Annotated in this window: 10 protein-coding genes; all 10 read right to left on the bottom strand. The window is 68.9% G+C overall.

The genetic code is table 11. The features are described 5' to 3' along the window. Positions 1 to 2 precede the first annotated feature (2 nt). Entirely contained in the window at positions 3 to 866 is an 864-nt protein-coding gene (locus P2PM1_RS08130) for a phosphatidate cytidylyltransferase (protein ID WP_186398762.1), read from the bottom strand. After that, on the bottom strand, positions 863 to 1,633 hold the full coding sequence (locus tag P2PM1_RS08135; RefSeq protein ID WP_186398763.1) for an isoprenyl transferase: 771 nt from the start codon (positions 1,631 to 1,633) through the stop codon (positions 863 to 865). Before P2PM1_RS08135 ends, P2PM1_RS08130 begins: the two co-directional genes overlap by 4 nt. Positions 1,634 to 1,674: 41 nt before the next feature. Continuing rightward, complete coding sequence (frr, locus tag P2PM1_RS08140; protein WP_186387969.1) at positions 1,675 to 2,238, bottom strand: ribosome recycling factor; 564 nt, start codon at positions 2,236 to 2,238, stop codon at positions 1,675 to 1,677. Between the two features lie 140 nt (positions 2,239 to 2,378). Continuing rightward, positions 2,379 to 3,098 carry a UMP kinase gene (gene pyrH, locus P2PM1_RS08145; protein ID WP_186395146.1) on the bottom strand — a complete coding sequence of 240 codons (720 nt, stop codon included), beginning with the start codon at positions 3,096 to 3,098 and terminating at the stop codon, positions 2,379 to 2,381. A gap of 120 nt (positions 3,099 to 3,218) precedes the next feature. After that, the gene (gene tsf, locus P2PM1_RS08150) at positions 3,219 to 4,142 is read right to left on the bottom strand and encodes a translation elongation factor Ts (RefSeq protein ID WP_186398764.1); all 924 of its coding nucleotides are present in this window, start codon (positions 4,140 to 4,142) and stop codon (positions 3,219 to 3,221) included. A gap of 156 nt (positions 4,143 to 4,298) precedes the next feature. Further along, positions 4,299 to 5,096 (bottom strand): 30S ribosomal protein S2, encoded by a 798-nt coding sequence (gene rpsB / locus P2PM1_RS08155; protein WP_186387966.1) that lies wholly within the window; start codon positions 5,094 to 5,096, stop codon positions 4,299 to 4,301. 699 nt (positions 5,097 to 5,795) lie between these two features. Beyond that, positions 5,796 to 9,236, bottom strand: a complete 3,441-nt coding sequence (gene dnaE / locus P2PM1_RS08160; protein WP_186398765.1) for a DNA polymerase III subunit alpha — start codon at positions 9,234 to 9,236, stop codon at positions 5,796 to 5,798. 1,350 nt (positions 9,237 to 10,586) lie between these two features. Continuing rightward, positions 10,587 to 12,509, bottom strand: coding sequence for a tetratricopeptide repeat protein (locus P2PM1_RS08165; protein WP_244301447.1), 1,923 nt, complete (start codon positions 12,507 to 12,509; stop codon positions 10,587 to 10,589). A gap of 920 nt (positions 12,510 to 13,429) precedes the next feature. After that, the gene (locus tag P2PM1_RS08170; RefSeq protein WP_186398766.1) at positions 13,430 to 14,155 is read right to left on the bottom strand and encodes an ABC transporter ATP-binding protein; all 726 of its coding nucleotides are present in this window, start codon (positions 14,153 to 14,155) and stop codon (positions 13,430 to 13,432) included. 2 nt (positions 14,156 to 14,157) lie between these two features. Next, positions 14,158 to 15,456, bottom strand: a complete 1,299-nt coding sequence (locus P2PM1_RS08175; protein ID WP_208985219.1) for a lipoprotein-releasing ABC transporter permease subunit — start codon at positions 15,454 to 15,456, stop codon at positions 14,158 to 14,160. Positions 15,457 to 15,481: the final 25 nt, after the last annotated feature.

A 15,481-nucleotide genomic window follows, 5' to 3' on the forward strand; every position in this document is an offset into this window, starting at 1 on the left:
CATCAATACCCCTGCAGCGCGATCACCGCGCCGACCGGATCGGCCAGCGAGCCGGCAACCGCCGCCGCCACCAGATAGCCGAGCACCCCGGCCCCGGTCAGGCCGTCGACCCGGTCCATCACCCCGCCGTGGCCGGGAATGATATGGCCGGAATCCTTCACGCCGAAATGCCGCTTCAGGGCGGATTCCAAGAGGTCGCCGGCCTGCGAGAACACCGAAAGGATGCCGGCCGAGACGATCCACAGCGCCGCCGGCGCCCGCCCGACCAGCGCCGCCGTCAGCGCCCCGACCACGAGGGCGGCAGCAAGCCCGCCAAGCGCGCCGCTCCAGGTCTTCTTCGGCGACACCCGCACCCACAGTTTCGGCCCGCCGATCCGCCGTCCGGCGAAATAGGCGGCGATATCGGTCGACCATACGACGGCGAACAGGAAGAGGATCATGATCACCCCGTCCGTGCCGAGCCGGAAGGCGATCAGCACGACGCCGGTCAGCCCGGCATAGAGAACGCCGGTCCCCATCCAGCCGATCGCAGCGATCCCCGACACCTGCCCCCAGACCCAGAGCAGCGCGGCGACCGCAAAGGCAAGGCCGATGGCAAGCGGCACCAGGCCGAGCGCCGCCGCCAGCAGCATGGCGCCTGTGCCGAGCGCTGCCAGCGCAACGGCCACGCGCCGCCGGGTGGCGCCGACGATCACCGTCCATTCCTGCAAGAGGATCGCCGAACACAGCGCCGCGCCGGCGGCAAAGGCCCAGCCGCCGAACCAGGTGACGGCCAGCACCGCCGGGGCCAGCAGCAGGGCCGAGACGACCCGCAGCTTCAATTCCGTCGGCCTGGGCCTGCCTCCCCCCGCGGCCCCCTCGCTCATCTGGCGACTTTCGCCGAGAGGCCGCCGAACCGGCGGTCGCGGGCGGAATAGGCCTCGATCGCGCGGTCGAAGGCCGCCTCGTCGAAGTCCGGCCAGTGCAGGTCGGGAAAGTAGAACTCGCTATAGGCGGACTGCCACAGCAGGAAGTTGGAGAGCCGCTGCTCGCCGCTGGTGCGGATGAGAAGGTCCGGGTCCGGCAGATCCGCCGTGTCGAGCCGCGCGGCGATCGCCGCCTCGTCGATGGCCTGCGGCGCGATACGGCCGGCAGCGACGTCCTCGGCAAGGGCGCGCATGGCGCGCACCATCTCGTTGCGGGCGCCGTAATTGAAGGCGACGACGAGGACCATGCCGGTGTTGTCGCGGGTCAGCGCCTCGCCCTCCTCGATCAGCGACAGGATCGAGGGCTCCAGACCGCTGCGCTCGCCGATCATCCGCACCCGCACGTTCTGGCGGTGGATCTCGGCAAGGTCGCGCCGCACGAAACGCTCCAGCAGCGACATCAGGAAGCCGACCTCGGCCGCCGGACGGCTCCAGTTCTCCGAAGAAAAGGAAAAGATCGTCAGCACCTCGACGCCGCGCGCGGCGGCATGGCGGACGATCCGCCGCAGGGCGGAGACCCCGGCCCGGTGCCCCTCGGTGCGCGGCAGGCCGCGCGCCACCGCCCAGCGGCCGTTGCCGTCCATGATCACGGCGACATGCCGAGGCACAGCGCTGCCGTCCCCGGGCTCGGCCGGGGCGGCCATGTCAAGGCCCGCCGTCACCGTCATGTCCTGCTCCCCGCCTCTTCGATCGGGCCGCGATCTTCGGATCAGATCTGGGAGATTTCTTGTTCCTTCTTGGCCAGCATCGAGTCGATCTCGGCGATCATCTCGTCGGTCATCTTCTGCACCTTGTCGGCGTGGACGCGGCTGTCGTCCTCGCTGATCGCGCCGTCCTTCTCCAGCTTCTTCAGCGTGTCCATGCCGTCGCGGCGCACATGGCGCACGGCGACCTTCGACTGTTCGGCGTATTTGTGGGCGATCTTGATGAGATCCTTGCGGCGCTCCTCGTTGAGCTCCGGGATCGGCAGGCGCAGCGTCGTGCCGTCGACCACCGGATTGAGGCCGAGATTGGATTCGCGGATGGCGCGCTCCACGGCGCCGACCATCGACTTGTCCCACACCTGCACGGAGATCATGCGCGGCTCCGGCACGCTCACCGTCGCCACCTGGTTGATCGGCATTTCGGAGCCGTAGGCGTTCACCGTGATCGGATCCATCATGCTGGACGAGGCGCGGCCGGTGCGAAGGCCGGCGAGATCCGTCTTCAGCACGCCAAGCGCGCCGCTCATCCGCCGCTCGAGGTCGCCAAAATCGATACCCTGGTCCGCCATCTTGTCCTCACTTATTGAAGCGACGCCCCGGAAGGATCCTCAGGGCGCGAAACCGTCGCGTCTTATTTCCATGACGGTGGCCGCAAAGGCAAGGCCTTACAGCCGCTTTTGCAGGGACGCCGCGCCGTCCGGCGGCTCTCCTAGTCGGAGATCACCGTATAGCGGCCGGAGCCGTTCATCACCTCGACCAGGGCGCCGGGGGTGCGAATCGAGAAGACGATGACCGGAATGGCATTGTCGCGCGCCAGCGCGATGGCGGTCGCGTCCATCACCTTGAGGTCGCGGCCCAGCACCTCGCCGGGGGTGAGCGTGTCGTAGCGCTCGGCATCCGGCACCTTCTTCGGGTCGTCGGAATAGACGCCGTCGACGCTGGTGCCCTTCAGGAAGGCATCGCAGCGCATCTCCGCCGCGCGCAAGGCCGCGCCGCTGTCGGTGGTGAAGAACGGATTGCCCGTGCCGCCGGCAAAGACGATGACGTCGCCGTCCTCCATGTAGCGCTCGGCGCCGCGCTGGGTGAAGGTCTCGCAGATCGAGGGCACCGGCACGGCGGACAGGACGCGCGCGGGAACGCCGAGGCGCCTGAGCGCGTCGGCCAGCGTCAGCGAGTTCATCACCGTCGCCAGCATGCCCATGTGGTCGCCGGTGACCCGGTTGCCGCCCTTGGCGGCGATGGCGACGCCGCGGAAGATGTTGCCGCCGCCGACGACGACGCCGACCTGGGCGCCGAGCGACACCGCCTCGGCGATTTCCTTCGCCACCCGGCCGACCGTCTCAGGATCGATGCCGAAGTCCTGCGAGCCCATCAGCGCCTCGCCCGAAAGCTTGACCAGCACGCGCCGCCAGCGGAGTTTTCCCGTCATTGTTCGTCTCGCTGTGATCTGGGCAGTGTGTCTTGACTGCACACGAAAACGCAAGCCGATCGGACGGACCGGCTTGCGCGCATAGAGGAAGGGCGCCGGAATGACCGGCGCCCCTTGAACTTAGCTGCCGACGGCCGCCGCGACTTCCGCGGCGAAATCGGTCTCTTCTTTCTCGATGCCCTCGCCGAGCGCATAGCGCACGAAGCCGACCAGCTTCACCGGCTTGCCCAGCTCCTTGGCGCAGGCCTCGACGGCCTGCTCGACGGTCTTGTCCGGATCGATCACGAAGGCCTGCTTCACGAGGGTGACTTCCTCGTAGAACTTGCGCAGACGGCCCTCGACCATCTTCTCGATGATGTTCTCCGGCTTGCCCGATTCGCGCGCCTGCTCGGCGAAGATCTGGCGCTCGCGCTCCACGACCTCCGGATCGAGATCCTCGACGCTCAGCGACAGCGGATTGGTCGCCGCCACATGCATCGCGATCTTGCGGCCGAAGGCGTTGAGCTCGGCGGCATCGGCCTCGGACTCAAGCGCCACCAGCACGCCGATCTTGCCGAGGCTGTCGGCGATCGCGCTGTGGACATAGGTGGCGACGACGCCGGCCGGCACCGACAGCACGGCGACGCGGCGCAGCGACATGTTCTCGCCGATGGTCGCGATGGCGTCCTTGATCGAATCGGACACGGACTTGGACGAGCCCGGGAAGGCCGCGTTGCCGAGCGCCTCGACATCGCCGCCGACCGCCAGCGCCGCCTTGGCGGTGCCGGAAACCAGCGCCTGGAACGCATCGTTGCGGGCGACGAAATCGGTCTCGGAATTCAGCTCGACGACGGCGGCCTTGCTGCCCTCGGCGGCGACGCCGACCAGGCCTTCGGCGGCAACACGCCCGGCCTTCTTGGCGGCCTTGGCCAGGCCCTTGGTCCGCAGCCAGTCGATGGCCGCTTCCATGTCGCCGTTGGTCTCGGTGAGGGCTGCCTTGCAGTCCATCATGCCCGCGCCGGTCTTTTCGCGGAGCTCCTTCACCATCGCAGCGGAAATGCTCATAGATTGCCTCGTTGACGGGTTGTCACCCCGGCACCTGTAGCCGAGGCCATGCTTAAGAATGATGACAGATGCCGCCGAAAGGGCGGCAGCCGGCGGGACGGCCCCGCCGGACACCGTGACGGCCGGCGGTCAATCGCCGCCGGCGCGCAACCTCTGTCAGGCCTGGGCTTCCTCGACCGCCTCGGCGGGCGCGGCGGCCTCGACAGCCTCGAGGACCGGCTCGACCGGAGCTTCCTCGGCGGCGCCGACATCGATGCCCATGCCACCCTGGGCGCGGGAGATGCCGTCGATGGCAGCGCGCGCGATCAGGTCGCAATAGAGGGTGATGGCGCGGCCGGCGTCGTCATTGCCCGGAACCGGGAAGTCGATGCCGTCCGGATCGCAGTTGCTGTCGATGATCGCGGCGACCGGAATGCCGAGGCGCTTGGCCTCCTGGATGGCAATGGCCTCGCGGTTGGTGTCGATGACGAACAGGAGGTCCGGCAGGCCGCCCATATCCTTGATGCCGCCCAGGTTCCGCTCGAGCTTCTCGCGCTCGCGGTCCATGAACAGCCGCTCCTTCTTGGTCAGGCCGCTCGGATTGCCGAGGGTCTCTTCAAGCTTGCGCAGGCGCTGGATCGACTGGGAGATGGTCTTCCAGTTGGTCAGCATGCCGCCGAGCCAGCGGGCGTTGACATGGTACTGGGCCGAGCGGCGGGCAGCGTCGGCGACCGACTCCTGCGCCTGGCGCTTGGTGCCGACCAGCAACACGCGGCCACCGGCGGCAACCGTGTCGGACACGGTCTTCAGCGCCTGGTGCAGCAAGGGCACGGTCTGGGCGAGATCCAGGATGTGGATGTTGTTGCGCACGCCGAAAATGTAGTTCCCCATCTTGGGGTTCCAGCGGTGCTTCTGGTGGCCGAAGTGGACACCGGCTTCCAAAAGCTGGCGCATCGTGAAATCGGGCAGGGCCATGGCCTTGCAACTCCTTGATTTTCCGGTTGTACCTCCGCAGGGTGTGACAGTGCTCACGCACCGACACCGGATGGACCCCGTCCGTGACGAAAACCGACCCTGCGTGTGGAATGCGCGCCTTATACTGGCCCGCGCGCCGCAACACAAGCCCCGCCGGCCGGCCTTTTGCCTTGCGTGCGGCGGGAAGATGCGGTTGCGGGAGGCTGTTGCCCTGTTCCGGAGGCGGGTGAGTCGCGCCGGGTGGGGTCGGGAGAGGATGGGTGGGCGTGACCCTTTCTCAGGCGTCATCCCGGCCGCAGGCGAAGCCGGAGCGCCGGGATCCATTGGCACCCTCGGTCGGCATGAGAAGAATGGCGCTGCCATCGTTCCGCCCCCTCGCTCCCTCCCCTCCTCGGCGTCTTCCCGGACGGCGCGTGAGCGCCGAGCCGGGACCGGCGAGCCACGACGGTCGTGGTGTTGTTCGGGAGCGCCCCCGACAGGCTCTCGGCTCGCCGATCCCGCATCTTCGCTGCGCTGCGTGCGGGATGACGAAGGAGGGGCTTGCGTGCGGGATGACGCGGGGAGGAGTTGACGGATCCCGCCGCCGCTCTGGAAGCCAATGGGCCCCGGCTCTCGCGATGCTCGTCCGGGGTGACGGCGGAGGGTTGGGCAAGGCCTTGCCTCCCTCTCGGAGGTCGGCCCGCCCCCTGCCCGGCCGGATCACGCCAGTTGCACCTCGACGACGCCGGGAAGCGTCTTGACCGCGCCGGCCATCTGCGGCGTCAGGCGGTAGCCGCCGGGCAGCTTCACCTCGACCTCGCGGTTGCCGTCGCCGCACAGCACCACGACACTGACCTCGCCGTCGCCGCGCTCGCCCAGATGCCGCGACAGGCGGTGAACCGCCTGCTCGCTGCGCAGGAACACGGTGAGGCTCTTCTGCACCCGCGAGGCCTCCTCCTCCAGCGGCCGCACCGACTGGATGCGCAGGCTCGGCTCGTCGTCGCGCATGTCCGCCCCGACCAGAAGCACCACCGAGGTGCCCGGCTCCAGCGCGTCGCGAAACTGGGCCAGCGCCTCGGAAAACAGCAGCGCCTCGAACTGGCCGGTGGGATCGGACAGGCGGACGATGCCCATGCGGTTGCCCGAGCGGGTCTTGCGCTCCTGGCGCGACAGCACCGTGCCGGCAAGCCGGCCGGCGGAGGCGCCCTGCTTCACCGCCTGCGAGAACTCGCTCCACATCTGCACCCGCATGCGCTCCAGCAGCGGCCGGTAGGCATCGAGCGGATGGGCGGAGAGATAGAAGCCGATGGCCGCCTGCTCGCGCTGCAACTGCTCCTCCGGCAGCCAGGCTTGCGCGTCGGGCAGATAGACCTCCTCGCCCTCCTCGCCGCCGCCGAACATGTCGTTCTGGCCGCTGGTCTTTTCCTCGTCGGTCCGCTGGGCGACGCCGATGATGCGGTCGAGGCCGGCGATCAGCCGCGCCCGGCTGGGCTCCAGCTCGTCGAAGGCCCCGGCATTGACGAGGCTTTCCAGCGTCCGCTTGTTGAGCTGGCGGGCATTCACCCGCGAGGAGAAATTGCCGAGGCTGGTGAAGGGACGCTCCTCGCGCACGGTGATGATGTGCTCCATCACGCCTTCGCCGACGCCCTTGATCGCGCCCATGGCATAGCGGATCTGCCCGCCCTCGACGGTGAAATGCACGCCCGAGCGGTTGATCGAGGGCGGCAGCACCTTGATCCCCATGCGCCTGGCCTCGACGCAGAAATCGCTGAGCTTGTCGGTGTTGCCGAGATCGAGCGTCATCGACGCGGCCATGAACTCGACCGGATGGTTCGCCTTCAGCCAGGCGGTCTGGTAGGAGACCAGCGCATAGGCGGCGGCATGCGACTTGTTGAAGCCGTAATTGGCGAACTTGGCGACCAGGTCGAAGATCGTGCCGGCCTGGCCCTTGTCGACGCCGCGCTCGACCGCGCCCTCGACGAAGCGGGCCCGCTGCACCTCCATCTCCGCGGCGATCTTCTTGCCCATGGCGCGGCGCAACAGATCGGCTTCGCCGAGCGAGTAGCCCGAGAGCACCTGGGCGATCTGCATCACCTGCTCCTGGTAGACGATGATGCCGTTCGTCTCCTTCAGGATCGGCTCGAGCAGCGGATGCAGGTAGTCGGGCTCCTGCTCGCCATGCTTGACGGCGTTGTAGACCGGGATGTTGTCCATCGGGCCGGGACGGTACAGCGCCACCAGCGCGATGATGTCCTCGAACCGGTCCGGCTTCATGCCGGCGATGGCCCGGCGCATGCCCTGGCTTTCCAACTGGAACACGCCGACCGTCTCGCCGGCCGCCAGCAAGCGGTAGGTCGCCGGATCGTCCATCGGCAGGCCCGCCATGTCGACGGTGATGCCCTTGTCGGCGATGAGCTTCACCGCCGTGTCGATCACCGTCAGCGTCTTGAGGCCGAGGAAGTCGAACTTCACAAGGCCCGCCTGCTCGACCCACTTCATGTTGAACTGGGCGACCGGCATGTCGGAGCGCGGATCGCGGTAGAGCGGCACGAGCTGCTCCAGCGGCCGGTCGCCGATGACGACGCCGGCGGCATGGGTCGAGGCGTGGCGGTAGAGCCCCTCCAGCTTCTGCGCCATGGCGAGCAGCCGCGCCACCGTCTCCTCCTCGCGCTGCGCCTCCTGCAGGCGCGGCTCGTCGCGGATCGCCTGCTCCAGCGTCACCGGCTGGCCGGGCACCGCCGGCACCATCTTCGACAGCCGGTCGACCTGGCCATAGGGCATCTGCAGCACGCGGCCGACATCGCGCAGCACGGCGCGGGCCTGCAGCGTGCCGAAGGTGATGATCTGCGCCACCTGCTCGCGCCCGTATTTGCGCTGCACGTAGCGGATCACCTCTTCGCGCCGGTTCTGGCAGAAGTCGATGTCGAAGTCCGGCATCGACACGCGCTCGGGGTTCAGAAACCGCTCGAACAGAAGCGCATAACGCATTGGATCAAGGTCGGTAATGGTCAAAGACCACGCGACCAGCGAACCGGCGCCCGAGCCACGGCCCGGCCCGACCGGAATGTCCTGCGCCTTCGCCCACTTGATGAAATCGGCAACGATCAGGAAGTAGCCGGGAAAGCGCATGCGCTCGATGACGCCGAGCTCGTAGTCGAGCCGGTCCCAGTAGTCCTGCTCGCTGACGCCGTCGGCAAGCCCATGCGCCTCCAGCCGGCTGGCAAGGCCCTCGCGCGCCTGCCGGCGCAGCTCCTCGACCTCGGCGACGAAGGCTGCCTCCGGATCGACCGAGGCGGCGGCGAATTGCGGCAGGATCGGCGAGCGCTTCATCGGCCGGGCGTGACAGCGCCGGGCGATCTCGACGGTATTGGCGGTCGCCTCCGGCAGATCCGCAAAGAGATCAAGCATTTCCGCGCGGGTCTTGAAGCGGTGCTCGGGCGTCAGCCGGCGGCGGTCGTCCTCGGCGATCACCCGCCCCTCGGCAATCGCGATCAGCGCGTCATGCGCCTCGTAATCGTCGGCGGACGCGAAGAACGGCTCGTTGGTGGCAACCAGCGGCAGGCCGAGATCATAGGCGAGCGCGAGGGTCTCAGCCTCGCTGGCGATCTCCTCGGCCATGTCGTGGCGCTGCAGCTCGACATAGAGACGGTCGCCGAAAGCCGCCGCCAGCCGCGTCAGCCGCGCCCGCGCCTTGTCCGGCTCGCCCGCGACCAGCGCCTGGCCGATGGGCCCGAGCACACCGCCGGTCAGCAGGATGACGCCGGCCGAGCGCTCCTCCAGCCGGGTGATCGGCACATGCGCGCGCATCGAGGGGTCGGTGTCGAGATAGGCGCGGCTGACCACGTCCATCAGGTTGCCATAGCCCTCGTCGGTCGCCGCGAGCAGCACCACGTCGCCGAGATGCTCGCTGCCCCGCCCCTTGCGCACGCCGCCATCGCCGAAATCGACGGCAAGCTGCACGCCGGTGATCGGCTGGATGCCGGCGCCCCAGGCCTTGTCGGAGAATTCCAGCGCGCCGAAGAGATTGGCCGTGTCGGTGATGGCGAGCGCCGGCTGGCCGTCGGCGCTGGCGAGCCCGACAAGCTTGCCGATCGGCAGCGCGCCCTCCAGCAGCGAATAGGCCGAATGCACCCTGAGATGGACGAAGCCCGGATCGCTCATCGTCTGCCCTGTCGCTCCTGCCGGTGTTGGGGGCCGGGCCGCCCGCGCGGAAGGCTCAAGCCTCGCGCAGGATCGGGTCGGGCCGCCGGTGAGCCGGCAGTGTTTCGCGTCCGCCGGTCAATGTCGACCCGCCCTGCCCGCCGATCCCCAGATATGGGCGCATCCCGCACCGAAGAGTGGCGCTCGCCGCCCCGGCGGGCCGCCGGACCGGCGGGAGACGCCGCGCGTCAGGAGGTCAGCAGCTCGGCGATGGCGCTGCTCCACAGCAGCATGGTGGTGCCGAACAGGGTCAGCGCCGCCAGCGCGGCCAGATCCTGAAAGTGATCGTGAAATTCGTCGAACATGGGTCCCTCCCTTGCTCAGATCCTCTCGATAATCCGAGTATGTTCATGTTTTGTTCTTTTTGCAACCCCTTCACTCTGACGGCACGACCCATGGTTAGCGCAGGGTTAAACCGGGCGCAGGATCGGGGGGCGGAGCCCAGAGGCGCCCCCGGCGGGCATGAGGCGGGATGCCTTTGCCTGGCGTCTTCCCGGACGAGGCCGCAAGGCCGAAGAGCCGGGACCGGTGAGCCACGGCGGTCGTGGCATGGTTCCGGAGCGCGCCTCATACGCCCCCGGCTCCCCGGTCCCGGCTCGGCGCTCGCGCGCCGTCCGGGAGGACGCAAGGAGAGGGCAGCGTCCGGGAGGACGAAGGAGAGGTGACCGCGGGATGCAATCGAGGTAGGCGCGGGAGAGGCTCGGCCAGCGCGTCCTCGCCGCCGCTCTGGAAACCAATGGACACCGGGTCGCGGCTGCGCCTTGCCCGGTGTGACGGCAGAGAGGATGCGAGGCCGTGCCACCCTCTCGAGGGTCGTCCCGGACGAGGCCGAAGGCCGAAGATCCGGGAACCATTGGCGCCCCCGGCAGGTGTTTTTTCTCCAGCCTCCCTTTGCGTCTTCCCGGACGGCGCGTGAGCGCCGAGCCGGGACCGGGGAGCCACGGCGGTGTTGTTCTGGAGCGTTTCCGACAGGCCCTCGGCTCGCCGATCCCGGATCTCCGGCTTCGCCTCCGTCCGGGAGGACGAAGGAGAGGTTGCGTCCGGGAGGACGAAAGAGAGGGCGGAGCGAGGGAGGACGCGGGGAGAGGTGAGCGCGAGATGCAACCGAGGTAGGCGCGCGAGAGGCTCGGCCAGCGCGTCCTCGCAACCGCTCTGGAAACCAATAGCCCCCGGATCTCGCGATGCTCGTCCGGGGTGACCTCGGAGGGTTGGGCAAGGCCGTGCCACTCTCTCGAGGGTCGTCCCGGACGAGGCCGAAGGCCGAAGATCCGGGAACCATTGGCACCCTCGGCCCGCGTGTCGTCGCCGGCCTCAAGGCGCCTTTCGCCGCTCGTCCAGCAGCGCTTGCGCACGGGCGAGGTTTTGGGACGCGACTTCGTGATAATATGGCGCTGTCTCGCGCGTGAATTCCTCAAGCGCCAACCGGTAGGCCGCGACCGCCTGCTCCAGATGCTCCGTGTCGGCTTCGCGCGTGCCCAACGTTTGCAGCGCGAGTCCAAGATTGTTCTGCGTTGCCGCCCAATCGAGCGGCACGCGCTCCCGCACCCGCTCCTCCAGCGCCAGCCGAAAGGCCTCGACCGCCTGCTCCAGCCGCGCCGTGCCGGCCTCGCGCTCGCCCAACTCGGCAAGCGCGCTGCCGAGATTGGTCTGCGTCATCGCCCATTGGAGCGGCACGCGCTCGCGCGTCCACTCCTCCAGCGCCAGCCGGTAGGTCTCAATCGCTTCCTTCAGCCGCGCGGTGCCGGCCTCGCGCGTGCCCAAGACTTGCAGCGCGTTGCCGAGATTGTTCTGCGTCGCGGCCCAGTCGAGCGGCACGCGCTTGCGCGTCCTCTCCTCCAGCGCCAGCCGGTAGGCCGCGACCGCCTGCTCCAGCCGCGCCGGGTCACCCTCGCGCGCGCCCAACCCGGCAAGCGCTAAGCCGAGATTGGTCTGCGTCATCGCCCAGTCGAGCGGCACGCGCCCCCGCGTCCACTCCTCCAGCGCCAGCCGGTAGGCGGTGACGGCGTCCTCCAGCCGTGCCGGGTCGGTCTCGCGCATGCCCAACGTTTGCAGCGCGTTGCCGAGAACGTTCAGCGCGGCCCCGCGCTGATCGGCATCTGTGGCAAGGTCGACCATGCGGCGGGCAAGGGCGATCGCGACCTCAAGATCGAGGTTCACGCCCCTGTCGCGGCCACGTTCGTACCAGTCGTCCTGGACGGCGCGCAGATGATCGAACAGGCTCGCGCCCTCGGGACGCTCGATCTCCACCATTCGGGCGAGGCGGGCGGCGGCACTTTCGGCATCGCGGCGCAGCAGGTCCTGCTCAAGCCCGGCGTCGAGCAGGCGCAGACTGCGGGCGCGGGACTCCTCCCGGCGCTCATCCAGAAGGCGGGCCTCCTCCGCCTCCCTGGCGAGCGCCGCGTCGATTTCGACCGTCGCCTCGTCATAGGCGCCGGTGGCGGCGAGCGAGGCGACGCGGGCCAGAACCTCGTCGACAAAGGCACCGAGATTGGAGCCCTGCCGCCCTTCCTGCTGGACGCGAATGGCGATCTCGACGGCGTTTTCCAGCTCGCGGAAGGCCTGTTGCGGGTCGGCAACGTCGGCGGAGATCCGGCGGGCCAGCTCGATCAAGGCTGCGTCGGTGATGCCGCTGGCGCGGGCGGCGGCCAATCGATCCTCCATCGCCGCAAGCAGGCGAGCCTCAAGACCGGTGATGTCCTCCCGCGTTGCCATGCTGTCGCGGATCTCGGCCGCGTCCTGGCGCGTCGCGGCCGTGTCCTCTCCGATCTTGTCCAGACGGTCGAGGATCTCCTTGAGCCAGTCCTGCCCGGCCGCAACGCCCGGAACCGTGTCCGCGATGACACCGCGCGCCTGCGCCGCCATCAGGGACTGCGCTCCGAAAACGGCCGCGAACACCAGGGTCGAGACCAATGCGACGACAAAGGGCACCGCGCAGAGCTGGCAAAAGCGGGTGCGCAGCACAAGCGCGGCAAGGAAAACCAGCGCCAGTGCGAAGGAGGCACCGGCGGCCCAGAACGCGACGTTTCCGAAAAGCTGGGTGAGGTCGGAGGCGATGCCAAGGCACAACAGCAATATGCCCCAGCCCGTGAGCCGGGCCTCGGCCAGACGCGCCAGCGCGGCCTCCGGCATCAGCCGCAGGGCGATGCGCAGGGGCCAGCGTGGCGGCGGTCTCTGGGGAGAGCGCCCGCCGGGCGGCGGAACGACGCGTTGCCCCTGTCTGTCGAACGACCGCATGCCGAGCCCCTAGCCTCTCGTCCCCTGCCCGCCATCCTAGCAAGGCGGGGAGCGATCACAAGCGGGATGCAACCGGGGTAGGCGCGGGAGAGGCTCGGCCGGCGCGTCCTCGCCGCCGCTCTGGAAACCAATGGACACCGGGTCGCGGCTGCGCCTTGCCCGGTGTGACGGCAGAGAGGATGCGAGGCCGTGCCACCCTCTCAAGGGTCGTCCCGGACGAGGCCGAAGGCCGAAGATCCGGGAACCAGAGGTGCCCTCAGCGGATGTTTGTCGCTTCGGCCTCTCCTCGGCGTCTTCCCGGACGGCGCGTGAGCGCCGAGCCGGGACCGGGGAGCCACGGCGGTGTTGTTCGGGAGCGTTTCCGACAGGCTCTCGGCTCGCCGATCCCGGATCTGCGGCCTTCGGCCTTCGTCCGGGAGGACGAAGGAGAGGCTGCGTCCGGGGGGACGAAAGAGAGGGCGGAGCGCGGGAGGACGCGGGAAGAGGTGACCGCGGGATGCAACCGAGGTAGGCGCGCGAGAGGCTCGGCCAGCGCGTCCTCGCCGCCGCTCTGGAAACCAATAGCCCCCGGCTCTGCGCTGACGCGCGGCCGGGATGACCTCGGAGGGTGGGGCGGGGCCGTGCCACCCTCTCAAGGGTCGTCCCGGACGAGGCCGAAGGCCGAAGATCCGGGAACCATTGGCGCCCTCAGTGGGCGTTTCGTCGCTCCGCCCTCTCCTCGGCGTCTTCCCGGACGGCGCGTGAGCGCCGAGCCGGGACCGGGGAGGCACGGCGGAGTTGTTCGGGAGTGCCGTCGACAGGCTCTCGGCTCTCCGATCCCGGATCATCGGCCTTCGGCCTCGTCCGGGAGGACGAAAGGAGAGGATATGTCCGGGAGGACGCGCGAAGACGCCCGCCCCTGCCGATCCCCCGCGACGGCGTCAGAGCTCGATGATCTGCTGGTCGCGCAGGGTGATGCGGCGGTCCATGCGGCCCGCCAGCTCCATGTTGTGGGTGGCGATCAGCGCGGCGAGACCGGAGGCGCGCACCAGCGCCACCAGCGCGTCGAACACATAGCTGGAAGTGCCGGGATCGAGATTGCCGGTCGGCTCGTCGGCCAGCAGGATGCGCGGCGCATTGGCGACGGCGCGGGCAATCGCCACGCGCTGCTGCTCGCCGCCCGACAGTTCCGAGGGGCGGTGGCTCGCCCGGTTGCCGAGGCGCATATAGTCGAGCAACTGGCTCGCCCGCTCCTCCGCCTCGCGCTTGTCGAGGCCGCGAATGAGCTGCGGGATCACCAGGTTCTCAAGGGCGGTGAACTCGGGCAGCAGGTGGTGGAACTGATAGACGAAGCCGAGTTCGGTGCGGCGGATGCGCGTGCGGTCGGCATCGTCCATGCTGCCGCAGGCGAGCCCGCCGACATAGACCTCGCCGCTGTCGGGGCGCTCCAGCAGCCCGGCAATGTGCAGCAGGGTCGACTTGCCGGCACCAGAGGGGGCGACCAGCGCCACGAGTTCGCCCGGATGCAGCGCCAGATTGGCATCGACCAGGATGTCGAGACGACCCTCGCCCTCGCGAAAGCCGCGATTGATGCCGGCAAGCACCAAGGGCAGGCCCTCCAGCCCTTCGAGATGCGGCGGCTGCTGCTGTTGTTGTTTCCGGGCCATGGTCATTCGTATCTGAGCGCCTCGACCGGATCGAGCCTGGCCGCCCGCCAGGCGGGATAGACCGTTGCCAGCAGCGACAGAACCATCGCCATCGCCACGACGGTGATGGTCTCGCCGGTGTCCATGTCGGCCGGCAGGCGGCTGAGGAAATAGAGCTCCGGCGAGAACAGCTCGGTGCTGGTCAGCCAGGAAATGCCCTGGCGGATGCTCTCGACATTGAGGCAGACGACGAAGCCGAGGGCAAAGCCGGCCAGCGTGCCGACGATGCCGATGCTGGCGCCGGTGATCAGGAACACGCGCAGGATGGTGCCGCGCGTCGCCCCCATCGTCCGCAGGATGGCGATGTCGCGGCCCTTGTCCTTCACCAGCATGGTCATGCCGGAAATGATGTTGAGCGCCGCCACCAGCACGATCAGCGTGAGAATCAGGAACATCACGTTGCGCTCGACCTCGAGCGCGGAGAAGAAGGTCATGTTGCGCGCCCGCCAGTCGCTGACGAAGGCGGGCCGCCCGGCCCCCTCCTCGATGGCGGCGCGCATGGGGCCGACCTTGTCCGGATCGGTGGTGAAGACCTCGATGCCGGTGACGATGCCCTCCTGGTTGAAGAAGAGCTGCGCCTCGTCCAGCGGCATGAAGGCGATGGTGCCGTCATATTCCGACATGCCGATCTCGAAGATCGCCCGTACCGGATAGCCCTTGACCCGGGGCGTGACGCCGAGCGCGGTGACATTGCCGCGCGGCACGACGAGAGTGACCATGTCGCCGACGGTGACGCCGAGCTGGCGGGCCATGCGCGTGCCGATGGCCAGTCCCTCGCTCTCGTCGAAGCCGTCCAGCGTGCCGACGCTGACCGTGCTGGCGACCAGCGGCAGGCGCACCAGATCGCTCTCGCGCACGCCGCGCACCAGGGCACCGAACGCCCCCGAGGGGCCGGAAATCAGCGCCTGCCCCTCGACGAAGGGCAGCGTGAAGGTGACCCCGGTCAGGTTCTCGATGCGCGCGGCGACGGCGTCGTAGTCGTCGAGCTCGCTGCCGATGGGCTGGACCAGCAGATGGCCGTTGATGCCGAGGATCTTGGTCAGCAGCTCGCCGCGAAAGCCGTTCATCACCGCCATGACGATGATCAGCGTGGCGACGCCCAGCATGATGCCGAGGAAGGAGAAGCCGGCGATGACGGAGATGAACGCCTCGCGGCGGCGCGAGCGCAGATAGCGCCCGGCCAGCATCCACTCGAACCGGGCGAAGGCCGGCGTGTCGGACGACTTCGCCGGTCTTGTCCCTGGCTTTGCGGCTGCGCTCATTCCAATACCCCGTGCCGACCGTTTC

This window comes from Stappia sp. P2PMeth1 (assembly GCF_900185735.1).
Lineage (GTDB): Bacteria > Pseudomonadota > Alphaproteobacteria > Rhizobiales > Stappiaceae > Stappia.

Excerpts from the sequence above, each read along its gene's own strand:
- P2PM1_RS08165 (WP_244301447.1), bottom strand. The coding sequence starts at position 12,509 with ATGCGGTCGTTCGACAGACAGGGGCAACGCGTCGTTCCGCCGCCCGGC.
- dnaE (WP_186398765.1), bottom strand. The coding sequence starts at position 9,236 with ATGAGCGATCCGGGCTTCGTCCATCTCAGGGTGCATTCGGCCTATTCG.
- P2PM1_RS08130 (WP_186398762.1), bottom strand. The coding sequence starts at position 866 with ATGAGCGAGGGGGCCGCGGGGGGAGGCAGGCCCAGGCCGACGGAATTG.
- P2PM1_RS08170 (WP_186398766.1), bottom strand. The coding sequence starts at position 14,155 with ATGGCCCGGAAACAACAACAGCAGCAGCCGCCGCATCTCGAAGGGCTG.
- tsf (WP_186398764.1), bottom strand. The coding sequence starts at position 4,142 with ATGAGCATTTCCGCTGCGATGGTGAAGGAGCTCCGCGAAAAGACCGGC.
- P2PM1_RS08175 (WP_208985219.1), bottom strand. The coding sequence starts at position 15,456 with ATGAGCGCAGCCGCAAAGCCAGGGACAAGACCGGCGAAGTCGTCCGAC.
- rpsB (WP_186387966.1), bottom strand. The coding sequence starts at position 5,096 with ATGGCCCTGCCCGATTTCACGATGCGCCAGCTTTTGGAAGCCGGTGTC.
- frr (WP_186387969.1), bottom strand. The coding sequence starts at position 2,238 with ATGGCGGACCAGGGTATCGATTTTGGCGACCTCGAGCGGCGGATGAGC.
- P2PM1_RS08135 (WP_186398763.1), bottom strand. The coding sequence starts at position 1,633 with ATGACGGTGACGGCGGGCCTTGACATGGCCGCCCCGGCCGAGCCCGGG.
- pyrH (WP_186395146.1), bottom strand. The coding sequence starts at position 3,098 with ATGACGGGAAAACTCCGCTGGCGGCGCGTGCTGGTCAAGCTTTCGGGC.